At 66.7% G+C, this 24,966-nt stretch carries 22 protein-coding genes and 1 riboswitch; of the genes, 13 read left to right on the forward strand and 9 right to left on the reverse strand.

What is annotated here, in order from left to right:
* Nucleotides 1-54: 54 nt before the first annotated feature.
* On the forward strand, nucleotides 55-960 hold the full coding sequence (locus tag L5G32_RS09415; protein WP_237010778.1) for a radical SAM family protein: 906 nt from the start codon (nucleotides 55-57) through the stop codon (nucleotides 958-960).
* Here the strand turns inward: L5G32_RS09415 and L5G32_RS09420 are convergent.
* Nucleotides 947-1,435, reverse strand: a complete 489-nt coding sequence (locus L5G32_RS09420; protein ID WP_237010779.1) for a hypothetical protein — start codon at nucleotides 1,433-1,435, stop codon at nucleotides 947-949. The two genes, L5G32_RS09415 and L5G32_RS09420, sit on opposite strands and share 14 nt — an antisense overlap.
* Nucleotides 1,436-1,628: 193 nt before the next feature.
* Here L5G32_RS09420 and imuA' point away from each other — a divergent pair, with 193 nt between their 5' ends.
* Complete coding sequence (gene imuA' / locus L5G32_RS09425) at nucleotides 1,629-2,309, forward strand: DnaE2-dependent mutagenesis accessory factor ImuA' (RefSeq protein ID WP_237010780.1); 681 nt, start codon at nucleotides 1,629-1,631, stop codon at nucleotides 2,307-2,309.
* A gap of 35 nt (nucleotides 2,310-2,344) precedes the next feature.
* Entirely contained in the window at nucleotides 2,345-3,895 is a 1,551-nt protein-coding gene (locus tag L5G32_RS09430) for a DNA polymerase Y family protein (RefSeq protein WP_237010938.1), read from the forward strand.
* Nucleotides 3,896-4,486: 591 nt separating this feature from the next.
* Here the strand turns inward: L5G32_RS09430 and L5G32_RS09435 are convergent.
* Entirely contained in the window at nucleotides 4,487-6,409 is a 1,923-nt protein-coding gene (locus L5G32_RS09435) for an SDR family oxidoreductase (protein ID WP_237010781.1), read from the reverse strand.
* Nucleotides 6,410-6,477: 68 nt separating this feature from the next.
* The gene (locus L5G32_RS09440) at nucleotides 6,478-7,221 is read right to left on the reverse strand and encodes a hypothetical protein (RefSeq protein WP_237010782.1); all 744 of its coding nucleotides are present in this window, start codon (nucleotides 7,219-7,221) and stop codon (nucleotides 6,478-6,480) included.
* Between the two features lie 154 nt (nucleotides 7,222-7,375).
* On the opposite strand from L5G32_RS09440, the gene def reads away from it, so the two are divergent.
* On the forward strand, nucleotides 7,376-7,942 hold the full coding sequence (def, locus tag L5G32_RS09445) for a peptide deformylase (protein WP_237010783.1): 567 nt from the start codon (nucleotides 7,376-7,378) through the stop codon (nucleotides 7,940-7,942).
* Nucleotides 7,943-7,993: 51 nt separating this feature from the next.
* The gene (locus tag L5G32_RS09450; protein ID WP_237010784.1) at nucleotides 7,994-11,278 is read left to right on the forward strand and encodes an error-prone DNA polymerase; all 3,285 of its coding nucleotides are present in this window, start codon (nucleotides 7,994-7,996) and stop codon (nucleotides 11,276-11,278) included.
* 106 nt (nucleotides 11,279-11,384) lie between these two features.
* On the opposite strand, the gene L5G32_RS09455 is transcribed toward L5G32_RS09450, so the two are convergent.
* The gene (locus L5G32_RS09455; protein ID WP_237010785.1) at nucleotides 11,385-12,506 is read right to left on the reverse strand and encodes a citrate/2-methylcitrate synthase; all 1,122 of its coding nucleotides are present in this window, start codon (nucleotides 12,504-12,506) and stop codon (nucleotides 11,385-11,387) included.
* A 54-nt stretch (nucleotides 12,507-12,560) separates the two neighbouring features.
* Between L5G32_RS09455 and L5G32_RS09460 the strand changes: the two genes are divergently transcribed.
* On the forward strand, nucleotides 12,561-13,625 hold the full coding sequence (locus L5G32_RS09460) for a citrate synthase (RefSeq protein ID WP_237010786.1): 1,065 nt from the start codon (nucleotides 12,561-12,563) through the stop codon (nucleotides 13,623-13,625).
* Between the two features lie 144 nt (nucleotides 13,626-13,769).
* Here L5G32_RS09460 and L5G32_RS09465 read toward each other — a convergent pair whose 3' ends face one another.
* Nucleotides 13,770-14,234 carry a tRNA (cytidine(34)-2'-O)-methyltransferase gene (locus L5G32_RS09465; RefSeq protein WP_237010787.1) on the reverse strand — a complete coding sequence of 155 codons (465 nt, stop codon included), beginning with the start codon at nucleotides 14,232-14,234 and terminating at the stop codon, nucleotides 13,770-13,772.
* 367 nt (nucleotides 14,235-14,601) lie between these two features.
* Between L5G32_RS09465 and L5G32_RS09470 the strand changes: the two genes are divergently transcribed.
* The 4 genes from L5G32_RS09470 to L5G32_RS09485 all read left to right on the forward strand — a co-directional run bounded on the left by L5G32_RS09470 (nucleotide 14,602) and on the right by L5G32_RS09485 (nucleotide 16,598).
* Complete coding sequence (locus L5G32_RS09470) at nucleotides 14,602-14,751, forward strand: hypothetical protein (protein ID WP_237010788.1); 150 nt, start codon at nucleotides 14,602-14,604, stop codon at nucleotides 14,749-14,751.
* 37 nt (nucleotides 14,752-14,788) lie between these two features.
* Nucleotides 14,789-15,652 carry a bifunctional methylenetetrahydrofolate dehydrogenase/methenyltetrahydrofolate cyclohydrolase gene (locus L5G32_RS09475; protein WP_237010789.1) on the forward strand — a complete coding sequence of 288 codons (864 nt, stop codon included), beginning with the start codon at nucleotides 14,789-14,791 and terminating at the stop codon, nucleotides 15,650-15,652.
* Complete coding sequence (locus L5G32_RS09480; protein WP_237010790.1) at nucleotides 15,652-15,963, forward strand: DUF3017 domain-containing protein; 312 nt, start codon at nucleotides 15,652-15,654, stop codon at nucleotides 15,961-15,963. The genes L5G32_RS09475 and L5G32_RS09480 overlap by 1 nt, the downstream gene beginning before the upstream one ends.
* 260 nt (nucleotides 15,964-16,223) lie before the next feature.
* The gene (locus L5G32_RS09485; protein WP_237010791.1) at nucleotides 16,224-16,598 is read left to right on the forward strand and encodes a nuclear transport factor 2 family protein; all 375 of its coding nucleotides are present in this window, start codon (nucleotides 16,224-16,226) and stop codon (nucleotides 16,596-16,598) included.
* Between the two features lie 10 nt (nucleotides 16,599-16,608).
* On the opposite strand, the gene metX is transcribed toward L5G32_RS09485, so the two are convergent.
* From metX to L5G32_RS09505, 4 genes are all read right to left on the reverse strand, one after another.
* Nucleotides 16,609-17,763 carry a homoserine O-acetyltransferase MetX gene (metX, locus tag L5G32_RS09490; protein WP_237010792.1) on the reverse strand — a complete coding sequence of 385 codons (1,155 nt, stop codon included), beginning with the start codon at nucleotides 17,761-17,763 and terminating at the stop codon, nucleotides 16,609-16,611.
* A gap of 25 nt (nucleotides 17,764-17,788) precedes the next feature.
* Entirely contained in the window at nucleotides 17,789-19,090 is a 1,302-nt protein-coding gene (locus tag L5G32_RS09495; protein ID WP_237010793.1) for a bifunctional o-acetylhomoserine/o-acetylserine sulfhydrylase, read from the reverse strand.
* Between the two features lie 63 nt (nucleotides 19,091-19,153).
* Nucleotides 19,154-19,274: riboswitch (SAM riboswitch) on the reverse strand.
* A 186-nt stretch (nucleotides 19,275-19,460) separates the two neighbouring features.
* A complete protein-coding gene (locus tag L5G32_RS09500) occupies nucleotides 19,461-19,592 on the reverse strand; it encodes a putative transporter small subunit (protein ID WP_237010794.1) in 132 nt (43 codons plus the stop codon).
* Entirely contained in the window at nucleotides 19,589-21,313 is a 1,725-nt protein-coding gene (locus tag L5G32_RS09505) for a sodium:solute symporter family protein (RefSeq protein ID WP_237010795.1), read from the reverse strand. Before L5G32_RS09505 ends, L5G32_RS09500 begins: the two co-directional genes overlap by 4 nt.
* A 441-nt stretch (nucleotides 21,314-21,754) precedes the next feature.
* On the opposite strand from L5G32_RS09505, the gene L5G32_RS09510 reads away from it, so the two are divergent.
* From L5G32_RS09510 to trpS, 3 genes are read left to right on the forward strand one after another with little or no spacing between them, the layout of a single operon-like run.
* Complete coding sequence (locus tag L5G32_RS09510) at nucleotides 21,755-23,005, forward strand: MFS transporter (RefSeq protein WP_372491669.1); 1,251 nt, start codon at nucleotides 21,755-21,757, stop codon at nucleotides 23,003-23,005.
* Nucleotides 23,006-23,016: 11 nt separating this feature from the next.
* Entirely contained in the window at nucleotides 23,017-23,862 is an 846-nt protein-coding gene (locus tag L5G32_RS09515) for an exodeoxyribonuclease III (protein ID WP_237010796.1), read from the forward strand.
* A 43-nt stretch (nucleotides 23,863-23,905) separates the two neighbouring features.
* Nucleotides 23,906-24,931 carry a tryptophan--tRNA ligase gene (trpS, locus tag L5G32_RS09520; RefSeq protein ID WP_237010797.1) on the forward strand — a complete coding sequence of 342 codons (1,026 nt, stop codon included), beginning with the start codon at nucleotides 23,906-23,908 and terminating at the stop codon, nucleotides 24,929-24,931.
* The last annotated feature ends 35 nt before the right edge of the window (nucleotides 24,932-24,966 follow it).

A 24,966-nucleotide genomic window follows, 5' to 3' on the forward strand; every position in this document is an offset into this window, starting at 1 on the left:
ATGCGTACGACGCGACCTTGACGCAGCTATCGCACATGTGTTCGGATAATCGGCATGAGTGGGTTGCCGGGGCTGGTCGCGGACGACCTCGTGCGGACCCTGCGGATCCCCGAGGCCCCACGACTCACGGTGCACGAGATGCTGGCGCCGACCATGCTGCGATCGGTGACCAGCGATCGGCGGCATCCGTATGAGTTCTCGGTGGATCCGATGGTGCGCGACGGTGGTGACGTTCGGGTGATGCTGAACGCGGCCGCCGTCCTGCGAAAAGAGGTACGACGGCGGTCGTGGCACCAGTCGACGGTCGCGATCGGAGCGTCCGGCACCGACCCGTACGGGTTCTTCGAAGACCGATATCGGTTGATGCCCGGCGTCATCTCCACGCTCGCCGAATCACAGACACCGTTCGCGTTGCATACGGGATCCGAGCTCGTCCTGCGCGATCTGTCGCTGCTGCGCGTGGTGCGCCACGCGGTCCCGACCACCGTGATCGTCACGGTGCCGGCGATGGACGTCGACCTGTGTCGGCGGGCGGATCCGCAGGGGTCGTCGCCCGCGAAGCGGATCGAGACCGTTCGAAAGCTCGCCGACGCGGGTCTCGTGCCGCACGTGCAGATCGCGCCGCTGCTGCCGCTGCTGACCGATGCCACGTCACAGTTGGACGACCTACTCGGCGAGCTCGCGGACGCTGGCGCCGATCGGGTGTCGGTGTCGGTGCTACAACTGTCCGACGACGGTTACCTCGAATGGATCGCCGAGGAGCATCCGGCGCTGCTGCGTCGCTACCGGTCGCTGTACGGGCGCGGATCGTTCGTGCCCGCCGACTACGCGGTCAGGCTCCGTGAACGGATGAAGCCGCTCGTGCAGGAACACGGCCTGGTTCGGCCTTCCGGAGATGAGCCCGCCGCGGCTGTGGCGCCGATCGAACCCGTCGAAGACCCGGAGCTCACTCTGTTCTGAGGCGGGACGAGTAAGCGCAGAGCGCTGCCGTCAACAGCATGACCAGCGTGAGTGGAATGAGAATCACCTTGCTGGGGGCGGCGAAGTCGGCGAGGTTCGGTGCGCCGAGCTTGGTCTCGAGGTCGCCGTAGAACCAGTTCGGCCAGATCATCACGGCCACCGGGACGATGGCGCCGATGGTGGTGGCGACGGCGGCGATGACGTTCGCCAGTCGCGACAACGGGGCAGCCGACGGTGCAGGCATCAGTGAGATCAGGGCCGCGAGTATCGCGACGACGCACGCCGCCACGATCAACCAGCCGCGTCCCTCGGGTGCGACGTCGAGGTCGGCGATCGCGGAGTCGCCGATGCCCAATCCGTTCCACGACAGGTCCAGGCCTGCCGACTTCAGGTTCATCCAGGGGAGTGCGGTGAGGGCGATCGCGGTCGCGGCGGAGACGATCGTCGCGAACGGAAACAGGCGGGACGGCTGCATGAGTGCCGACTGTAGTGGAGCGATCTGGCCCGTGGGCTGCAGCGTTGACGATTGTCAGAGGCGAGACCTAGACTATCGAACAATAGTTCGAATGCCGAGGATTGGGGAAACGATGGCTCGGTCAGGGATCGTCAAAGCAGGTCAGCGCGATGTTTCAAGGGAGGTAGACGAGCTTCGGCGGCGGCTCGCAGGTATGTCGGGGGACGCGGTTTCCGAGACGTCGGTGCTTCCCGTTCCGGAGTCGATGACGCCGTTGTTTCCGCGCGGCGGACTCTCTCGGGGGACGGTGGTCGCCTCTGCCGGAGCCACCACGGTGCCGATGGCGATCATCGCCGAGACGACCCGAGCGGGAGCGACGGTCGCCCTCGTCGGACTGCCGCGGTTGAACCTGGCCGCAGCTAAAGACATGGGGGCCGATCTGAGTCGGGTCGCGGTGGTGACTGAGCCCGGCGTCGACCCGCTCGAAGTGGCCGGCGTGCTGCTCGACGGGATCGACCTCGTGGTGCTCGGGCCGGAACTCGGGAACGGACGCATGCGCGGCCCGGTGACGCCGTCTCGCGCGCGGGTGCTGGCGGGGCGGGCTCGCAAGCAGTCGTCGACGCTGCTGGTCCTGGGCGACTGGCCGGGTGCCGCCGTCCGCATCTCCAGTGAGGTGACCGATTACCGGCACGTTCCCGCACGACGCAGCGGGTACGGGCGGATCGGCGGGTTCGGGGTGGACGTGCAGGTGTCCGCGTCCGGTGCGCGGTCGTCGACCGGTCGGTTCGACCTTGTGACACCCGGCATGGGGGAGAAGCAGGACGTCCTGCAGTTGGTGGCTGTCGACGCCCAGGTTCAGGCGCCGGCTCGTCCGAAGCTGGCGGTAGCGAATTGAGTGGGGACGGGCGCGGGGCCCAGTCGCGCCGTGTCATGGCGGTGTGGTGCCCCGACTGGCCTGCGGTCGCGGCGGCGACGGCGGTCGGACTCTCCGCGGTCGACTCGATCGCGGTCCTGGACGCGGGCAAGGTGCAGGCGTGTTCGCGAGCAGCGCGAGCGGTCGGCGTCCGACGCGGCATGCGGAAACGGCAGGCGCAGTCGCTGTGCCCGGACCTGACGGTGGCCGACGCCGACCCGGCACGTGACGGACGCCTGTTCGACCCGGTGGTGACTGCGGTGACCGAAGTGGTCCCGCTGACCGAAGTGCTGCGGCCCGGTCTGCTCGTGGTGACCGCCGACCGTGCCTCGCGCTACTTCGGGGGCGAGGACGCACTCGCCGAGCAGATCGTCGACGCGGTGGCCGCGACCGGTGTGACCGCGTCGGTCGGGACCGCCGACGAACTGTTCACTGCCGTGCTCGCCGCACGGTCCGGGCAGATCGTGCCGCCCGGGACTGACGCCGCCTATCTGGCGACGCGGCCGATCTCCGACCTGACCGTCGAAGCGGCGCTGTCGGTGCCCGAACGCGCCGACCTTGTGGATCTGCTGTGGCGGTTGGGTATTCGGACGCTCGGATCGTTCGCCGAGTTGTCGGCCGCCGACGTCGCCTCCCGATTCACTGCCGACGCGATCAGCGCGCACCGGCTGGCAGCCGGGTTGCCCGGACGACGTCCCAGTCGCGCGCCGATCCCCGTCGCGCTCGAAGTGGAGCACACCTGCGACCCTCCGATCGACCGGATCGACGCCGCCGCATTCCTCGGACGACGCCTCGCTGACGACCTGCATCATCGTCTGACGGCGGCGTCGCTGGCGTGCACCAGGCTGACCGTGCATGCGATCACCGAACGCGGACAACGGCATTCACGGACCTGGCGATGCGCGGAGCCGCTCACCCCGGAGGCGACTGCCGCCCGGGTGCGATGGCAGTTGGAAGGCTGGCTGACCGGCACCGCGGGTGGAGCAGGCGCGCCCGACTCGCCGATCGCCCGTCTACTCCTCGAACCCGTCGAGGTAGTGGACCCCGGCACCCTTCAGTACACGTTCGTCGGGGCCGGGCTGCCCGCAGCCGTCGGCGACGGACTCGGCGACCGTGCACGACGCGCACTGGTCCGCGTGCAAGGTCTGCTCGGCGGAGAATCGGTGCGCGTCCCTGTTCACAGTGGTGGCCGCGGCCCCGCCGAACAGGTCGCGCTGGTGGCGCTCGGCGACGAACTCGTCGCACCGCGCGACCCGGACGCCGCGTGGCCTGACCGGCTGGCTCGGCCGTCTCCCGCTCTGTTGTCGCACACTGATGCCGAAGTCCTCGACGCGCAAGGGCGGCTCGTCTCCGTGACCCCGCGCGGAGCGTTCACCGCCGAACCCACCGATGTGCGGATCGGGCGGAGTCTCCACCGTCTGCGGTGGTGGGCCGGCCCGTGGCCCTTCGGCTCCTCGCCCCAACCTCTCGCAGTCTCCGCGAGAGCCCAAGTGCTGCTCGAGGATTCCCGCGCCCTCCTCCTCTGCTACCGCGAGTCCGCCTGGACCGTGGAGGGCGTGTACGAGTAGGCCCTATTTAGCTGGTCGAGCGAAGTCGAGACCCCGCTGATCGAGCTTCCCGCTGTTGATCGAGCTTTCCCGTTGTTGATCGAGCGGAGTCGAGATCCCTTGCGTACGTAGCGGTGGCGCTCGACCAACGCCAGAACGGCCCGGCAGGGTCTTGAAAACGTTGGCTTCGACGGCGATAATGGAAGGCAGTCCCGTACCGTTCATGACTTAGCGATCTCCACGACACCCTTCGGGGATGTCTCACCTAGGAGATTTGTCTGCTCGGTGCGGGACACCTTTCTATTCTGTGGATGGCGAGTCGTTCCCCTACTGACCGATCTTCCCCCCACGTTGATCGAGCGGAGTCGAGATCCCCTGCGCACGTTGCGGTCTCGACTCCGCTCGACCAGCGGGAGTCTCGACAGCGGGGGTCTCGACTCCGCTCGACCGGCAGGGGTCTCGACTTCGCTCGACCAGCAGAAATGTGCTCGACCAGCGAGGGTCTCGACTTCGCTCGACCAGCGGAAAGGCGCTCGACCAGCGGGGTCTCGACTTCGCTCGACCAACAGAAAGGCGCTCGACCAGCGGGGAGGCTCGACCGGCGAGCGGGCGCTAGTTCTTCTGTCCGAGGGCGGCGCTCGACTCGCCGACCATGAGGAACTCCTGGTGCATGATGCGGGTGGTCAGGCGGGGGAGGAGGTTGTGGCCTGCGTCGACGAGATCGCCGAGGAAGGTGTTGGCGCGCTTCGGGCGGTCGACGATGGCGTGAAGGACGCGGGTCGCAGCTTTGTCGACACTCCAGACGCCGTGCTGGGACTCGTAGGCGTCGGTCGGAGCGATCATCCGAGTCCGCGTCAACGGGAGTCGGACAGTGCTGAAGGTGATGTGGTCCGACAGCGTCTCCGCCGCCGTCGCTGCGCTGAACGCTTCGAGTGCTGCTTTCGACGCGCTGTACGCGCCGAACCGCGGACCGCGACTCTGAACCGCGATCGACGACACGTTCACCACATGGCCTGTCTGGCGCGCGACCATGTGCGGCAGCAGCGCGAGCGTCATGTAGACCGCCCCGAAATAGTTGACGGCCATCGTCCGCTGATAGTCGTGCGAACGGTTCACCGAGTTCAACGTCGACCGGCGGATCGAGCGGCCGGCATTGTTGACCAGCACGTCGACGTAGCCGTGTTCGGCGATGATCGACTTGACGACCGTCTGCACCGCAGCCTCATCGGTGATGTCGGCCTGATACGCGTAGGCGCGGCCCAAGGGGAAGCCGTCTTCCGGAGTGTCGGCCTCCAGTTCGGCGACGGCCTCCGCGAGTCGGTCGACGTCGCGGGCCACCAGGAAGACGTTCCCGCCGCGCATGACGCACATGCTGGCCGTCGCCCGGCCGATGCCTGCTGAGGAGCCGGTGATCAGGATGTTCTTGCCGACCAGCGGGCCGCGTGCATCCGCGCGACGGAACCGCGCCGGATCGAGATGGTCGTACCAGTAGCGCCACAGGCGCGGGCCGTAGTCGTTCAGGTCGGGCAGTTCGACGCCGAGGCCACGCAGTGTCGTCACGGACTCGTCGCTGCGGAAGTCGACGGGCAACGAGACGAGGTCGGCCATCACCGGCGGAATGCCCATTTGACCGACCACCAGATCGCGTGCGGCGCGCAGTGGGCCCCGGGAGCCGGCGGCGAGGAACGGTCGGACCAGTGCGTTCGGCACCACGTCGAAACCGCGCGGCGCGTCGAACGCCGGAGCCAGCGCGTTCACCATGTCGGTGATGGTGTGCGGCGTCGGGTCGGCCAGGTGGAACACCAGACCGGAGTCGGCGGGTCGGTGGTCGACGAGTGCGACGATCGCGTCGGCGACGTAGTCGACCGGCACCAGTTCGATCCGTCCGAGGTCGGGCATCGGCACCTTCATGAACGACGGCAGCTTGCCGAGCGACGCGAGTTGCCCGAAGAAGTAGTAGGGGCCGTCGATCTTGTCCATCTCGCCGGTCCGCGAATCGCCGACCACTGCGGTCGGACGGTAGACGCGCCACCTCAGGTCAGGGGTGTCGCGGACGACCTTCTCGGCCTCGAACTTGGTCCGGTGATACGGGGTCGGGAAACACTGTCCCTTGTCGAAATCGGCTTCGGTGAAGGCACCGTCGTAGTCGCCAGCCACCGCGATCGACGAGATGTGGTGCAGCATGGCGTCGAGGTCGACGGCCAGAGCAGCGACCCGGCGCGTGCCCTCGACGTTCGCCGCCTCCTGCGACGCGGCGTCGGCCGCCATGTCGTAGATCGCGGCGAGGTGGATGACGTGGTCGATGTCGCCGAGATCGCTGAGGTCACGGATGTCGAGTCCGTCGACCGTGAGATCGCCCGGCACGGTGACCACGCGGTCGCCGCCGGGGATCGTTTCGAGCAGGCGTGCGAAGGACGGCACCGAGCCGGGCCGCACCAGGGTGGTGATGCGAGCGTCGGCGTCTGCGTCGAGCAGTCGCTGAAGGACGCGACGGCCGATGAAGCCGCTCGCCCCTGTCACGAGATATCCGGTCACTGAAACAGGTTCTCACATTTGTCTCGTGTGTGGATGGACGGAAGCGTCGGGCGAGGCGGTCGGAGAAGTCAGGGGCGACGTCGAAGAACGTCGTGAACTCGACTCTGCTCCATCGCCCAGTCTCGAAGGTCGAAACTGATGCTGTTGAGAAGTGGCATCAATACACGGTCGTGGACATGCTCGATGTCGACGTAGAGCAGTGAATCCATATGCGAAACACGATTTCTCAGACGTCGGAGGTCGCGGACCTTGTTACCGGTGTTGAACCCTCGGGGGTCGTTTTTCATGTTGGGAAACCCAGCGTGCAGCGACTCTCGCCAGAGTCTGCGGCGAGCCGCGAGGTTGTCCTGGTCTTGAACGGGTCTGCCCTGAGGGTCGAGCCGGTCGGATCGGAACCTTTCGGGGAGAAGTTGGCCCCAGGTGCCGAACATGATGTGCGCGACGAGGTCATCGTGGTTGATCGTCACACCGTGTCGGGGGTGATGAACCGGACGTGTCTTGCGTGACTCGTCTGCAGCCTTGTACAGATTGCGGCGTGTTGTATTGAACGCGTCCATGAGGTCGGGAAGTTCGTCGAGCTTCTCAATCCACTTGGTGGTTCCGGCTATGTCGTTTGCGTAGCTACGAAGCTTGGTGTCGATGGCGTGGCGAATCGAGACTTCCGCAATTCCGAGGAGTGCACTGAGCGATGACGCTACGTCGACGTTCCACACGTAGAGATTGAGAACCTCGGTGTCGTCCGAGCAGTGTCGGCGGTAATGAGCGAGCCGTGCGTCATGCAGATGCGCGAGCACCTTCGAGGGGTCGGTCATAGTGAATTAATCTGGCATAAATACCAAGCTGTGGTAGCGTTCTTGTCAGATGCAGCTTCGGCTGTTCTTGAAGAAGCCTCGACCTCTGTGGTCGGGGCTTCCTTGTTTGTGTGATCCCTTGACGTCCGACCTGCCGCGGTGAAGCGTGAAGGCCATGCCTGTCGCTGAACTACTACGTCTCGGAACTGCCCGCACGATCGTCCGGTGGGGCGACCCCGTCCTTCATCGGCGGGCCAGGCCGGTGACCGACTTCGGCGACGCGTTCCAACAGCTTCTGGCCGACATGTTCGCGACCAACCAGGCCGCGTCGGGCGCGGGTCTTGCGGCGCAGCAAATCGGCGTCGACCTGGCCGCCTTCATCTACGACTGCACCGACGAGACCGGGCGACGCCGCACCGGCGTCGTCTGCAATCCCGAGTGCGAGCTGCCCGAGGGGGACGAGCGGCGCCTCGTCTCGTACGACGAAGGATGTCTGTCGCTACCCGGCGCGTTCGTCGACGTCGACCGCCCGGATGTCGCGACGTGCCGCGGATTCGACCAGTACGGCGACCCGGTCACGCTGACCGGAGGCGGCACCTTCGGTCGATGCCTGCAGCACGAGACCGACCACCTGAACGGGATGGTCTTCGGCGACCGGTTGTCGTCGCGCAAACGCAAGCAGTTGTACCGACGGTTCGAGGAGACGGCCGCCGAGTACCCGGTGGGGTGGCCTGCGGAGTAGCCGCCGACTCCGACTGTTCCGATACTCGAACGTACGTTCTATACTTGTGGGATGGGTTGGAGTAACGGTCCGCCGACCTGGTCGGAGATGGAGAGAGTGCTCTCGGGGCGGGCCCCGGGGGCGGACGACCGACGCGGCGAGACGTTTCCGCCCACGTTCAACGGGTCGGTTCCCGGCGACGGCGGGGACTCGCCCGCGTGGTCGCGCAAGCGCGGCGAATACGTGGCCGCCGACATCGCGCACGGGACGTCGACCGTCGACTACGCGGAACTGCACGCGCACAGTGCGTACAGCTTTCTCGACGGCGCGTCGATGCCCGAGGCCATGGTCGAGGAGGCGCAGCGGCTCGGGCTGACAGCGCTGTCGTTGACCGATCACGACGGCTTCTACGGAGTCGTCCGCTTCGCCGAAGCCGCCCGCGAATTCGGCATGCCGACCGTGTTCGGCGCCGAACTGTCGCTGCAGCGTGACGCGCCGCGTGCCGGAGCCGTCGATCCGCCCGGCGACCACCTGCTGATCCTCGCGCGCGGCGACGAAGGCTATCGCCGACTGTCGCGGGTCATCGCCGACGCGCACATGACCGGCGGCGAGAAAGGGCTCTTGCGATACGACGCCGACGCGATCACCGCCGCGGCCTCGGGCGGGCACTGGCAGATCCTCACCGGCTGCCGCAAAGGCTCAGTGCGCCGTGGACTCGCACGCGCCGGACGCGTCGGCGCACGCGACGCGCTCGGCGACCTCGTCGAGCGGTGCGGAGCGTCGAACGTGGCAGTCGAACTGACGGCGACGGGCGTCTCCGACGACGACGAACGCAACGCGATCCTGGCCGACCTGGCCACTGAGATGAGACTGTCGACGGTCGCGACGACGGGCGCCCACTTCGCCGGGCCGTCGAACCGCAAGCTCGCGACCGCGGTGGCCGCCGTCCGCGCGCGCACCGACATCACGACCATCGACGGTTGGCTGCCCGGCGTCGGCGGAGCGCATCTGCGCAGCGGAGACGAGATGGCCAGGCTGCTGCCCGCGCACCTCGACGCCATCGACAACGCCGTCCAGTTGGCCGCCGACTGCGCGTTCTCCCTCGGGCTGATTGCGCCGAACCTGCCGCCGTTCGACGTCCCCGACGGCCACACCGAAGCCAGTTGGCTGCGACATCTCACCGAGAAGGGGGCGGTGCGCCGCTACGGGACGCGAGCCGAACGACCCGACGCGTACCGGCAGCTCGACCACGAACTCGCGATCATCGAGACGCTCACGTTCCCCGGGTATTTCCTCGTCGTCCACGACATCGTCTCGTTCTGCAAGAACAACGACATCCTGTGCCAGGGGCGGGGGAGTTCGGCGAACTCCGCGGTCTGCTTCGCACTCGGCATCACCAACGTCGACCCGGTCGGCAACCACCTCCTGTTCGAGCGGTTCCTCTCGCCCGAGCGCGACGGCCCGCCCGACATTGACGTCGACATCGAATCCGACCGCCGCGAAGAGGTGATCCAGTACGTGTACTCACGGCACGGTCGCTCGCACAGCGCCCAGGTCGCCAACGTCATCACCTATCGGGGCCGCTCCGCCGTCCGCGACATGGCGCGCGCTCTCGGATACGCGCCTGGCCAGCAGGACGCGTGGAGCAAGATCCCCGACTCCGCACCCGACGACGTCCGCGATCTCGCATCGCAGATCTCCTCCATGCCAAGACATCTCGGGATCCATTCCGGGGGAATGGTGATCTGCGACCGACCGATCGCCGACGTGTGTCCCACCGAGTGGGCGCGCATGCCGGGCCGCAGCGTCCTGCAGTGGGACAAGGACGACTGCGCCGCCGTCGGCCTCGTCAAATTCGACCTCCTCGGCCTCGGCATGCTGTCGGCATTGCACTACGCGATCGACCTCGTCCGCGAGCACAAGGGGATCGACGTCGACCTCGCGACGCTCGACCTGACCGAGGAAGCCGTCTACGACATGCTGTGCCGCGCGGACTCGGTCGGTGTGTTCCAGGTGGAGTCGCGCGCCCAGATGGCGACACTGCCGCGGTTGAAGCCGCGGAATTTCTACGACCTCGTCGTCGAAGTCGCACTCATCAGACCGGGACCGATCCAGGGCGGATCGGTGCACCCGTACATCCGCCGCCGCGACGGCAAAGAACCGGTGACCGTCGACCATCCGTCGATGCACAAGTCGCTCGACCGGACGCTCGGCATCCCGCTGTTCCAGGAGCAGATGATGCAGGTGGCGGTCGACGTCGCCGGCTTCGATGCCTCCGAAGCCGACCAGTTGCGGCGCGCGATGGGATCCAAACGGTCGCCGGAGCGGATGGAACGGCTGCGCAGACGCTTCTACGACGGGATGCGCCAGACGCACGGGATCGAGGGGGCGGTGGCCGACCGCATCTACGAGAAGATGGCCGCGTTCGCCAATTTCGGTTTCCCCGAAAGTCATTCGCAGAGTTTCGCGTCGATCGTCTTCTACTCGTCGTGGTTCAAGCTGCACCATCCGGCGGTCTTCTGCGCGGCACTGCTGCGCGCGCAGCCGATGGGCTTCTACTCGCCGCAGAGCCTCGTCGCCGATGCGCGACGGCACTGCGTCCAAGTGCATCGGCCGGACGTGAACCTCTCGAGGCGGTACGCGTGGCTGGAGAACGACGGACTCGACGTGCGGATTGGGTTGGCGGCGGTCCGCGGACTGTCGGACGACGCCGCGCAGCGCATCGTCGACGCGCGAGAGTCGGGTCAGTTCACGTCGGTCGCCGACCTGTCGCGTCGGACAGAACTGACGGTGCCGCAGTTGGAGTCGTTGGCGACGGCCGGCGCCTTCGAATGCTTCGGGCTGGATCGTCGTGCTGCGCTGTGGGAGGCGGGTGCCGCCGCCGGGCTGCGAGACGACCAACTCGACGTGACCTCACCGCGCGACGCACCGACACTGCCCGGCATGTCGGAGGTGGAATTGACTGCGGTGGACGCGATCTCGACCGGGATATCGCCGCGCGCCTACCCGACGCAGTACTTGCGGCCTCGCCTGAACGCGATGGGAGTGATACCCGCCGACGGGTTGCTCGCCGTCCCCGACGGCACCCGTGTACTGGTCGGGGGAGCGGTCACGCACCGGCAACGACCGGCCACGGCGTCCGGCGTGACGTTCGTGAACCTCGAAGACGAGACCGGGATGGTCAATGTGGTGTGTTCGGTAGGCCTCTGGTCTCGGTACCGGACGCTCGCCCAGACTTCGTCCGCCCTCCTGATCCGCGGCAAGGTGCAGAACGCCGAAGGCGCGGTGACCGTCGTCGCCGACCGACTGAGCAAGCTCGATCTGAAAGTCGGGTCGCGGTCGCGGGATTGGTGTTGAGGTCTCGACCGGCAAAAGGGTCTCGACTCCGCTCGACCGGCGTGAGGGGTCTCGACTTCGCTCGACCAGCAGAAATAGGATCGACCAGCGGAAATGAGAGTCGAGATCACACGCGCCGCGGTTCGGGGCCGACATAGCGGGCGACGGGCCGGATGATCTTGCCTTCGGCGGCCTGCTCGAGGATGTTGGCCGTCCAGCCGACGACGCGGGCGACGCCGAAGGTAGGCGTGAACATCTCGGGCGGCAGCCCGACCTCGTGCATCAGGACGCCGGCATAGAACTCGACGTTCGCGTACAGCTTTCGACCGGGCTTCAGTTCATTGATCGCCGCCTCGATCTCGGTTTCGACGGACGTAGCCTGCCGGACCAGCGAAGTCCGGTACCGCCGCTGGACAACGGATTTGAGAAGCTCGGCACGCGGATCGTGAGTCCGGTACACGGCGTGACCGAATCCCATGATGATCTCGCCGCGCTCGATCCGGCCGCGGACCCAGTCGCGGGTGTTCGACGGGTCGCCGATCTCCTCCAGCGCGGCGAGCGCCCTGCTCGGAGCCCCGCCGTGCAACGGGCCGAGGAACGCGCCGAGCGCGCCGAGAACTGAGGACGTCATGTCCGACCCGGTGGAGGCAACCACGCGCCCCGCGAACGTCGACGCGTTGAAGCCATGGTCGATCGTCGTGATCAGGTACGTGCGCAGGGAGTCGGCCGACTCGGGGTTCGCTGCCCCAGTCGCCATCCGCAGATAGTCGGAGACGTGATCGGCGTCGGGGTCTGCGTCGAGCACGTCCTTGCCCTGTGAGAGTCGTTGTGCGGCAGCGAGAATCGTGGGGACGACGGCGGCCACCCGCAGCGCGGCGTTGATGCGCTCGGTCTCGTCCATGTCGAACAGCGGCCGATCGCCGACACCGATCGCGGCCAGCGCGACGCGTAGCGCGGCGAGCGGTTCGACGCCCGGAGTCACTACCTGACGCAACAGGTCGACGGTCGCGCCGTCGATCGTGCGTAGCGGCCCAACCCGGCGCGCGAACGCCGCCGACTGCTCCGGCGACGGGAGAGCGCCGAACACCATCAGATGCCAGACGTCCTCGAACGTCGACGAGCGCGCAAGGTCGGTCGCGTCGTACTCGCGGTAGTGGTAGAAGCCCTCCTCGCCTCGGACGTCGCCGATCTCGGTGTCGGTGACGATGACGTTCTTCAAGCCGCGGGGAACGCTGATCGGTGTGCTCATGACTCGATCATCACGCTGTTGATCAATGTCCGCAATGTTGATTGAATCAACCGCGTGGACCAGTGGATCACCACGTCGGAGGCTGCTGCGCGGCTCGGCGTCAAGCGCGGAACGCTGTACTCGTATGTGAGTCGCGGCGTTCTGGAGTCCAAGCGACAGCCGGGACAGTCCGAGTCGTTGTTCAACCGCACTCAGATCGATTCCCTCGCCGACGCGAAACACGACGGGCGACGCGCAGGCGACCGCTTGCTGCGCTTCCGTGCGGTGTCGACGCAGGTGTCGTCGATCCGCGATGGACGGCTCTACCTGCGAGGACGCGACATCTCGGTGGTGTGCGCCGAGATGGACTTCGCGGCCGCCGCACGATTCGTGCTCGACGTGGACGAGCCGCTCCGGGCGCCGACCGTTGAGAACTCGCCGATCGCGGCCGTCGACGTGGAACGACGGATCCCGCTCACCGTCGCGGTGATCGCCGCGCACGATCCGCTCCGCTCCGACCGCACGGATACGTCTTCTCGCGTCCTCGGCTTGGTTCCCGTTCTCGCAGCGGCAGTCCCGGAGATCGACTTCGCGCACCCCTGGGTGGACTTACTGGCGACGACGTTGATCGACAACGGACTCGCCGCGTCGACGACAGCCGCACGAGTCGCGGCGTCGGCGCGCGCCGGTGTCTTCGACGCTCTGCTCGCCGGCTACGCGGCGCTGTCCGGGCCGTTGCACGGCGGGGCGCCCGCTGCGGCGTACGAGTTGGTCAGTGCAGTCGTCGACGGGACGCCCGTCGACCGGGCCTTGGCCGACGCCGTGGTCGAGGGCAGGCTGCCGGGGTTCGGGCACGTCATTTATCGCGGACCGGATCCGCGGGCGAAGATCGTGTTCGACCGCATTCGCCGCGATGTGCCTGATTCAGCTGTGCTCGCCGCTGCCGACCAGATCGTTGCCCGTGCAGGCCGAGCAGTGAACGTTGATCTCGCGAGCGCCGTGATCGCGCGCGAACTGGGCCTCGGTCCGCGAGCAGGTGAAGTCCTGTTCCAATACGGCAGGACGATCGGGATGGCGGCGCACGCGGTCGAGGAGTACGGGGAAGCGCCGCTGCGGTGGCGGGGGAGCAGTGGCGGGTAGGGGTCTCGACCCTTCGACTCGCTCAACTGGATGCGCTGTGGTCGCTGGCATTGACGTGTGGGACTGGGTCTCGACTCCGCTCGACCGGCGGGGGTCTCGACTTCGCTCGACCGGCGGTGGGGGGATCGACCAGCGGTAAAGAAGTTACACTGCGCCGTCGAACCCGTGCTGACGCCACGCTTCGTAGAGGGCGACGCTGGTCGCGTTCGCGAGATTCATCGAGCGGCGGTCGGCGAGCATCGGGATCCGCAGTTGCTCGGTGATGTGCACGTCATTGAGAACGTCGTCGGGCAGTCCGGTGGGCTCCGGGCCGAACAGCAGGACGTCGCCCGCTTGATACTCGACGTCGGTGTGGAAGCGAGTCGCGTGCGAGCTGAAGGCGAACACCCGCTCAGGCTTGAGCCGATCCCACGCGGTCTGCAGGTCCGGATGAACGGTCACGTTCGCCATCTCGTGATAGTCGAGCCCCGCGCGCTTGACCTGCGTGTCGGACATCGAGAAACCGAGCGGCTCGATCAGGTGCAGTTCGCAGCCGGTGTTGGCCGCGATCCGAATCGCATTGCCGGTGTTGGGCGGGATGCAGGGCGCGTAGTACATGATCCGGAACACGGACAGAGTCTATGCCCCAGCCGAATCCCTTGACATACACCGAACATTCGTGCGAGACTCGTATGTCCGCAACAAACAGCGTCGATCATCTCACGATCCGCGAGCACCGTTGCGAATCTCCTGAGGAACTCTGGGTCTGGGATCGCGCGCCGTTACAAAGCGCAGCGACCAACGAGAGCCTCAATGAAGTCTCGACTTCGCTCGACCGACGGAATAACCCGCTCGATCAGCGAAGATGCTTCGCCGACACGGCGAAGACACTCCGCGCAAGCGGAGATACGGGCGAATTCGGAGCCCAAGACCCACGACTTGCACAGCAGTGACGCGCCGCGTCGCTGCCGACTACCCATGCCGAGGAGGCATACACATGTTTACGAACAACACGATCAACACTGACACGACCGATCTCGATCCGAACCAGACCGTCTGGTTCCAGATCGACGACGCCACCGGCTTCTACGTGACCGTCGAGGAGTTCCTCGCCGTCGCACGTTCGCAGCAGTTGGTGGCCGCCTGATCGGTCGTTCCACCGACGCGTGGAACAATGGAACACCGTGACGGCGATTCGACTGGACGGCAAGCTCACCCGAGACGAGATCTTCACTGACCTGAAGGCGCGCGTGGACGTACTCCGCGCGGCAGGCATCACCCCCGGACTGGGGACGGTGCTGGTCGGAGAGGATCCCGGCTCGCAGAGCTACGTGAAGGGCAAGCACTCCGACTGCGCGAAAGTCGGCATCGCATCGATCCGCAAGGATCTGCCTGCCGACATCACGCAGGAACAACTCGACGCGACGATCGACGAACTCAACGCCGATCCGACGTGCACCGGGTACATCGTCCAGCTGCCCCTCCCGAAGCACCTCGACGAGAACGCGGCCCTCGAACGGATCGCACCGGAGAAGGACGCCGACGGCCTGCATCCCATCAACCTGGGGCGTCTCGTCCTGGGCAAGGAGTCGACGCTCCCGTGCACACCGCGCGGCGTCATCCACCTCCTGCGTCGCTACGACATCCCGCTCGACGGCGCACACGTGACCGTCATCGGCCGCGGCGTCACCATCGGCCGCCCCATCGGGCTGCTGCTGACCCGTCGCAGCGAGAACGCGACCGTCACCCTGTGCCACACCGGCACTCGTGACCTCGCCGCCGAGATCCGCCGCGCCGACATCGTCGTCGCGGCGGCCGGCGTCGCACACCTCGTGACCGCCGACATGGCCAAGCCCGGCGCAGCCGTCATCGACGTCGGCGTCTCCCGCACCGACGAAGGACTCAAGGGCGACGTCGCCCCCGAGGTCTGGGACGTCGCCGGAGCCGTCTCGCCCAACCCGGGCGGCGTCGGACCGTTGACCCGCGCCTTCCTGCTCGCGAACGTCGTCGAGCGGGCCGAACAGCAATTGGCCGCCGCGAGCTCCTGATGACAGACGACCGCGTCGACGAGCTCCGGCGAGCACGCCGGATCCACGGCTACATCGTGAACATCCCGTTCTACGTGGTGCTCGCGCTGGTAGCCGTGGCCGCTGTGCTCGTCCTCCTGGACCGTTGGCGCCGCGGCGCCTTCGTGTTCGGGTCGGCGCTGCTGGTCGCCGGCACCATCCGCGCACTGCTGCCGACCCCTCGCGTCGGGTTGCTGCAGATTCGGAGTCGGCCGTTCGACGTTGCGACCATGGCTGTTCTGGGCGCATCCGTGCTCTGGCTTGCGACGTCGATCGACTCGCTGGGGTCCTGAGGGGGTCTCGACTCCGCTCGACCGGCGGAGGAAGGGCTCGAGCGGCGTGTGGGGTCTCGACTTCGCTCGACCGGCGGAGGAAGGGCTCGAGCGGCGTGTGGGGGTCTCGACTTCGCTCGACCAACGGAGGAGGGCTCGACCGGCGTGTGGGGGTCTCGACTCCGCTCGACCGGCGGAGGGAGGGGCTCGACTCCGCTCGACCGGCGGAGGAAGAGCTCGACCAGCGGCAGCGCGCCGCGAGAAGTGTGCGACGGTGGAGTATGCACGAAAACATCGAGACGGACCTGTATCGCCGGTGGATCGACGACATCTGGAACGGTCCGAACGACCGCGCGAAGCTCGCGGAGATCGCGGAGGAGTTCGTTGACGAGGAGTTCGTCGGGCACTGGCCGACGACGGACGTGATCGGTCCGGGGAAGCTCGCGGCGCTGGTCGCCGCGGTGAAGGCGACGCACACCGAGCTCACGTACTCGCTCGAAGTGGAGCCGTTCGGCGGCGATGGATTCGTCGCGGCGCGATGGATCAGCCATGGAGCGTTGCGCGCAGGGGAGACGGACTACTCGTCCGGGAACGACATCCTGCGCATCGAAGACGGGCGACTCGTCGAATGCTGGGTCGCCTCACCCGGCATCTGACTCGGCGGAGTCAGCGACGCTGCGCCCGCGCCAACGCGATGGTCTCGCGCAGCAACTCGCTGATCGGTTCCTTCTCGGTGAGGAAGCCGTCGTGGCCCGCGTCGGACTCGATCACGCGGAGGTCACCGATCGTGCCGGCGAGCTCGTCGGCGATCTGCTGTTGCTGGTAGATCGGGTACAGCCGGTCCGAGTCGATGCCGCCGACGACCGACGGGACGGTGCAGCCGTTCAACGCGGCCTTCCAGCCACCGCGGCCGCGTCCGACGTCGTGGTTGTTCAGCACGTCCGACAACACGACGTAGCTGCCCGGATCGAACCGGGTCTTCAACTTCTCCGACTGGTACTCCAGGTAGCTGGCGATCGCGTAGCGGCCGCCGTTGAGCGGATCCTCGTCGCCCTGCGGCCGGTTCTCGAACCGATCGTCGAGCTCGCGTCCGCTGCGGTACGACAGGTGGGCGATTCGCCGGGCGACGCCCATCCCGGTCATCGGCGCGCGGCCCGTGCCGTAGTAGTCGCCGTCCTGCCAGTCTGCGTCGCCTTTGATGGCGGCGATCTGGGTGGTCTGGGTGCCGATCTGGTCGCCCGACGCGTGTGCGCCGACGGCGAGAATCAGTGCGGCGTCGAACTTCTCGGGGTGGGAGACGATCCACTCCAGTGCGCGTGCGCCGCCCATCGATCCGCCTGCGGCAGCGGCGAATCGGGTGATACCGATCTGGTCGAACGCGATCTGCTCGGAGCGGACCAGGTCGCGGACGGTCAGCATGGGGAAGCGTGAACCCCACGGTCGGCCGTCCGGCGCGATCGATCCGGGACCGGTGGAGCCGTAGCATCCGCCGATCGAGTTCGGTGCGAGGACGCACCACTCGTCGGTGTCGACGGCGGCGCCGCGTCCCACGAGTCCGTCCCACCAGCCGGTCATCGAGAACCGGTCGTCGGCGGGGCCGGTGACGTGCGAGTTGCCCGTCAGCGCATGCAGCGCGAGCACGATGTTGTCGCGCGCAGCGTTGGGACGACCCCACTTCTGAAAGGAGACCGTGACGTCGGCGAGGACCGCCCCCGAGTCGAGGGCGAGATCGCCGATGCGCACGACGACGTCTGACCCGTCTGGGCGGTCAGCCCAGTCCGGGTCGAACGTCGTGGCGGCCGGGTCGGCACTCACCGACACCGGACGCCCCCTTGGCGTGCTCGAATCACTTGGCGGCCTTGAAGCCTTCGGTCAGATCGGCGAGGATGTCGTCGATTCCCTCGATGCCGACGGCCAGACGGACCAGGCCCGGGGTGACGCCTGCGGCGAGCAGTTCGTCGCCCGCCAGCTGGCTGTGCGTGGTCGACGCCGGGTGGATCACCAGCGAACGCACGTCACCGATGTTGGCGACGTGGCTGTGCAGCGAGAGTCCGTTGACGAACTTCTTGCCCGCCTCGACACCACCCTCGATCTCGAAACCGATGATCGCACCCTGGCCCTTGGGCAGGAGCTCCTGGCCGCGCTTGTAGTACGGCGACGACTCGAGGCCCGCGTACGATACCGACGTGACCTGATCGTGCGCTTCGAGGAACGCCGCGACCTTCTGGGCGTTCGCGACGTGACGCTCCACGCGCAGGCTCAACGTCTCGATGCCCTGCGCCAGCAGGAACGCGTTGAACGGCGAGATCGCCGAACCGGTGTCGCGCAGCAGCTGGACGCGCGCCTTGAGCGCGTACGCCGGGGCGCCGAGGTCGGCGAAGACCACTCCGTTGTAGCTCGGGTCCGGAGTGGTGAAACCGGGGAACAGGTCCTTGCCGTCACGCTGGACGCGCCAGTCGAAGGTGCCGCCGTCGATCAGGACGCCGCCGATGGAGGTGCCGTGGCCGCCGATGTACTTGGTGGCCGAGTGCACGACGACGTCGGCTCCGTGCTTGAGCGGGTTCAGCAGGTACGGGGTGGCGACGGTGTTGTCGACGATCAGCGGGAGGCCTGCGTCGTGCGCGACCTTCGACAGCCCTGCGACGTCGAGGATCTGGTTGTGCGGGTTCGCGATGGTCTCACCGAACAGGGCGCGCGTGTTCGGCTTGATCGCGGCCTTCCACGACTCGAGATCGTCGGGATCGTCGACGAACGACACCTCGACGCCGAACTTGGGCAGCGTGTAGTGGAACAGGTTGAACGTGCCGCCGTAGATACGGGGGCTGGACACGACGTGCCCGCCGGCCTCGACGATGTTCTGGATCGCGTAGGTCGTTGCGGCCTGACCGGACGACACGAGGAGTGCTGCGACGCCGCCCTCGAGAGCGGCAAGACGCTGCTCGACGGCGTCCTGCGTGGGGTTCATGATGCGCGTGTAGATGTTGCCCGGCTCGGCGAGCGAGAACAGGTTCGCGGCGTGATCGGTGTTGTTGAACACGTACGACGTGGTCTGGTAGATCGGCAGAGCACGAGCGTTGGTGGTCTCGTCGACGACCTGCCCGGCATGTACCTGCGTGGTCTCGAAACTCCAGTTCGCGGCGTCAGACATGGGACGTCATCACTTTCTGTGGTCGGCAGGGCCGTGGCCCGCTTGTTCTGGGTCCGACCTTCGGACCCGCGCTTGCGGCTTCGAAGCTGTTCTCCGGCGCCGCCAGGTCATCACCCGGAGCACCCCACCGCGGTTGGAGGGTTGCCGGTCAGCAAGCCGGGGCTCATCGCTGACACTCATGACCTATCAATGACAATATCGCACCGATATTCGGACATGAGAGTGCCCGACCACCTGGAGGTTAAACCCTTCCGCTGGGGTGTGGGCGTGTGTTATTGAGCTGCGCGAAAAAGGGCGCAGACGACGATGCGCCGCCCACCGAACGGCGGGCGGCGCATCATGGCTCAGAGGCACACATCAGACGATCACATCAGACGATGGAGCGTCCCTCCTTGCGGGCCTCGCGCCACTCCTTGATGAAGGCGCGGACGATCACGGTGAGAGTGCTCAGCGTGATGAGCGGCCAGATCAGCACATAGACAGTCATCCAGAATGCGTTCATTTGCCTTCGTCCTCTCGGTTCGCGGCGACGGAGTCATTCTCCAGTTGATCCAATTCGGCGTCGAGATCCTCGCCCCGAGCCTCTTCACTGCGCTCGTCGAAGTCGCCGGTGCGTACCGCGATCACGTCGAAGTCGAAGCGCGGGCCCTTGTTGAGCATCGTCAAACCGGCGCACACCAAAGTGCTGACCGCGTACGCGACCAGCGAACCCGACAGGACCGCGTACTGGTGCAGGAACCCGATGGCGAACGGAGCGGCGGCGACGATGGAGACGAAGCCGATGACGAACGCGGGCTTCTTGCCGAAGAACCCGAACGCCATCAGGCCGAGCACGACGCCGACGCCGATGGTCGACAGCACGTCGAAGAAGATGCCGACCCAGCCGTCCATCGAGATCCACGAGAAGCGGACCGGGAGGAAGAACGCGAGCGCGACGACCACCGCGACGCTGAACGACATGTTCGTGACGCGGTTCCAGTAGAACGACGCGATCACCGGGAACACCAGGGCGCCCCAGAGAGCACCGACGAACACCAGCAGATCGAGGATGTTCAGGTTGCTTCCCGCGAACACAAGGGCGGCGCAGGTCGCCACGATCATCGTTATTCGGCCGATCAGCACCATCGTCGCCGGGTTGGCCTTCTTCTTACCTGCGATGTTCTGGCCGTAGATGTCGGCCATGACGATCGACGCGAGGGCCGTCATGTCGGCGTCCGCGGTAGAGGCCAGCGAGCCGATGATCATGATGAAGAACAGGCACAGCAGGATCGCGGGCAGGTACGTGGCGGCCATCTGCGGGATCAGGTTGTTGACGTCGCCGTCCATCGGCTCGAGACCCGAGTAGAGCGCGAGCACACCGAGCATGCCGATGCCGATGATCGCCGAACCGTAGCCGAAGGTCGCGGTGATGAACGTCTTCTTGATCAAGTCTTCCCGAACCGCGAACAGACGCTGCGCGATCGTCTGGTTGCCGATCGCGTAGGCGAGGACGGCCGCGATGTACGGGGCGCCCTGGTTGTAGAAGGCATCCGAGGAGAAGAAGTTGCCCTGCGCCTCGGTCAGATTGCCTGCACCCGTCGTGAACAGATCAGGACCGCCCGCGGCGAAGAACACCACCGGAATGATGATGACCACCGCGCCGAGCATGAACACGACCTGCACGAAGTCGGTCAGCACCGAGGCGCGGAAACCGGACCAGAGCGTGTACAGCAGCACGCCGCCGCCGATCGCGATGATGCCCTGGGTGAACGAGAACGGCGACAGCATGGCGACCAGCGCGCCGCCCGCGATCAAGTTGGACGTCAGGCTGATCAGGCTGCCGAGGATGTTCGATCCGGCGAGCAGGAGCTGGCTGGACCGGCCGTGCCGCGCGAACATCACCTCGGCGATGGTGTGGGCGTTCGGTGCGACCTTTCGGATACGGCGACCGAACGGGTAGATGAGCAGGATCATCAGCGCGCCCCACAACCCGTAGTGGATCGGGCCGGAGATGCCGTAGGTGTAGCCGGACGTCGCGGAGGCGTACATCGACGACGCCCAGATCCACGTGGCGGTCATCGACGCGGACGAGATGCCGAATCCGATCTTGCCGCCGCCGGTCATGTAGCCGTCGGCGTTCTCCTTGCGACGGCTGATGCGCATCGCGATGTAGAGGCTGGACCCGAAGAACGCCACGTAGAGCAGCAGGACAATCGGGCCCGAGAGAGTTATCGAGTCTGTCATTGAGGAATCACTTTCACATCGGGCGACGCTGATGCGTCGCCGCCTCGTGGTCGGCGGGATTCACCCTGTGTCAGACGTCCGGCGGCTCCACCTGTCCGGGCGCGGTCGCGAACCGTGCTGCGGGGGCGGGAAACCTGACAAGGAAGCCGGTGACGTTGCGGGCCGTCGGCACGACGGTCCTTTCTCTCGAGCGGAGCCACATTTCGTGACATGGACAGAAGTGTCTTGTACCTAAACTGCGCGGAACATGCGAGTTGCCGCGGTGCGGGAAAAGGTGTGAAGAACCTGTGTACGCACAGGTGGGACGCGGTTCCCGTACCAGTGGGTAACGTGCGGCATCTCACGTTTTCGACGATCTGGGCGACCGGTGTCCGACATCACGGGCCGGAGCGGAATGCATCGCCGCATCGGCTGCGTTGTGACACTGTGCGTGAAACGTCTGTGACCCTCGAAACGGCCCCGGCCACCCCGACTCGCTCCGGCGACTCGGGGCATTCTCCACGTCGGCTGGCGCTCATCGTGATCGTCCTCGCGCTCGGCGGATTCGGCATCGGCACCACCGAATTCGTGGCCATGGGGTTGCTGCCGAACATCGCGGGCGACCTCGGAATCGACGAGCCGACAGCCGGACACCTCATCTCGGCGTATGCGATCGGCGTCGTGATCGGTGCGCCGGTCATCGCCGTGGCCGCATCCCGGATGTCCCGGCGGTCGCTGCTGATCTGGCTGATGGTCGCGTTCACAGCAGGCAACGCGCTGAGTCTGGTGGCGCAGTCGTACGGAATGTTGATGGTCGCGCGAGTGATCGCCGGCCTCCCGCACGGCGCCTACTTCGGTGTCGCCGCACTCGTCGCCGCACACCTCGCGGGACCGGGACGCCGCGCGCAGGCCGTCGGACAGGTGATGCTCGGACTGTCGGTGGCCAACGTCCTCGGTGTGCCTGCGGCGACGTGGCTCGGTCAGCACTTCGGGTGGCGTAGCGCCATCGCGATGGTCGTCGTGATCGGAGTCGTCACCGTCGCCGCGCTGTGGAAGGTGATGCCGAGTCTGAACGACATGGCGACTACGGATCCGCGGACCGAGCTCGGCGGCCTCAAGAGCAGACAGATCTGGCTGACGTTGGTGGTCGGCATGATCGGCTTCGGCGGCTTCTTCGCGTTCTACACCTATCTCAACACCGCGCTGACGACCCTCGGCGGACTCGCCGAGTGGACCGTCCCGATCGCGCTCGCACTGTTCGGGCTCGGCATGGTGACCGGCAACATCGTCGGCGGACGACTCGCCGACCGGCTCGGCGAACGCGCCATCGTGATCGGCATGACCGTTGCGGCCGTCGCCCTCGGACTGTTCGCACTCGTCGTCAGCACCGGCTGGCCTGCGATCATCGTCGCCTTCCTCGTCGGATCCTCGGGGTCGATAGCGCTCCCCGGACTGCAGATCCGGCTGATGGACGTGGCGCACGACGCGCAGACCATCGCCGCAGCCCTCAACCATTCCGCGTTGAACGTCGCGAACGCGATCGGCGCCGCGGCAGGCGGTCTCGTCATCTCACTGGGCTGGGGCTACCGTGCGCCGTCGCTCATCGGCGCAGTGTTCGCGCTCAGTGGCGCGGCGATCCTCAGCGTGGCCGTCCTGGTGGACCGGCGCGGTGCGGCCGCCGGCAGTGGCACTGCTGTCGGCACCACCGGCTAGGGTCGGGGACCGTGACTGCCTCCCCGCTGACCATCGCGACCGTCAACGTCAACGGCATCCGCGCCGCCGTCAAGACGCGCAACGAGAACAACCACGGAATGCTGCCCTGGCTCAACGAGTACTCAGCGGACGTCGTGCTGCTGCAGGAAGTCCGGGCGTCCGAAGCGATCGCCCGCAAGGCGCTCGCTCCCGCGCTCGACGACGGATGGCATCTGGCGATGACCGAGTCGACTGTGAAAGGCCGCGCGGGCGTCGGCGTCTTGTCGCGCAGGGAGCCCACTGCCGTCCGAATCGGGTTCGGCAGCAACGAGTTCGACGGACTCGGCCGGTACATCGAAGCGGACTTCCAGTTCGGTGGGGACACCGTGACCGCGGCGAGTCTCTACCTTCCGTCCGGAGCCTCCCTCACCGACGATCCGAAGGACGTCGAGAAGTACGAGGAGAAGGTGCGCTTCCTCGACGAATTCGGGCCGTACCTCGACGGGCTGCTCGCATCTGGTCGGCAGATCGTCGTCGCAGGCGACTGGAACATCGCCCACACCGAACGCGACATCAAGAACTGGACGGGCAACCGCAAGAACTCCGGTTTCCTTCCACACGAACGCGAATGGGTCGGCGCCCGACTCGACTCGGGGTGGGTCGACGTCGCCCGCGAGCATCACGGCGACGTCGACGGCCCGTACGCGTGGTGGTCGTGGCGCGGCAAGGCGTTCGACAACGACTCCGGGTGGCGCATCGACTACCACTTGGCATCGCCTGCGCTGGCCGGCCGCCTGCAGCGCACCTGGGTCGACCGCGCGGACGCGTACGACCGTCGTTGGTCCGACCACGCGCCCGTGAGTGCCGAGTTCGCCTGACCGGGGCGAAAACTCGGTTGAGCCGATCTGAAACAATCGGTCTATGACCACTCCTTCAGCGACTCCGCGCCGCCGCGTCCTCTCCGGCATCCAGCCGACGAGTGATTCGTTCCACCTCGGCAACTACCTGGGCGCAGTGAAGCAGTGGGTCGAGCTGCAGGAGGACTTCGACGCCTTCTACTTCATCCCCGACATGCACGCGATCACCGTGCCGTTCGATCCGGAGCAGTTGCGGGACCGGACGCGGCGGAGCATCGCGCAGCTGCTCGCCGTCGGCGTCGACCCGAAGCGGGCGACGATCTACGCGCAGTCGCAGGTCCCCGAGATCGCGCAGCTGACCTGGGTTCTCACCTGCATCACCGGATTCGGCGAGGCCGGCCGGATGACTCAGTTCAAAGACAAGTCGGCCAAGGCGGGGCAGGACGCGGCAGGCGTCGGCCTGTTCACCTATCCGATCCTGATGGCGGCCGACATCCTCGCGTTCCAGGTGGACGCGGTGCCCGTCGGCGAGGATCAGCGTCAGCACCTCGAACTCACGCGCGACCTCGCGCAGCGCTTCAACAAGCGCTTCGGCAAGGCGCTCACCGTCCCCAAAGCGCACATCGTCGAAGAGTTCGCGAAGATCTACGACCTGCAGAACCCGACGGCCAAGATGAGCAAGTCGGCCGAGACCGACGCGGGCGTGATCAACCTGCTCGACGATCCGAAGCGTTCGGCCAAGAAGATCCGGTCGGCCGTCACCGACAACGACCGGGTGATCGCGTTCGACCGGGAGAACAAGCCGGGTGTGTCGAACCTGCTGACGATCCAATCGGCGTTGACGCGCCGCAGTATCGACGAGATCGTCCAATCCTATGACGGCAGAGGTTACGGTGACCTGAAGGTCGAGACGGCCGAGATCCTCACCGACTTCGTGTCGCCGCTGAGAGGCGCGGTCGAGGAGATCCTCGCCGACAAGACCTACCTGGACACGATCATGGCGGACGGCGCCGCTCGCGCCCGCGAGGTCGCGGCCACGACGCTCGCCGACGTGTACGAGAAGGTAGGGTTCGTCGCGCCGAAGGGCTGACCCGACCTGCGAGTGACGACTGCCCGCGAAAGACG

Source organism: Gordonia zhenghanii (assembly GCF_021738965.1).
Taxonomy (GTDB): Bacteria; Actinomycetota; Actinomycetes; order Mycobacteriales; family Mycobacteriaceae; genus Gordonia; species Gordonia zhenghanii.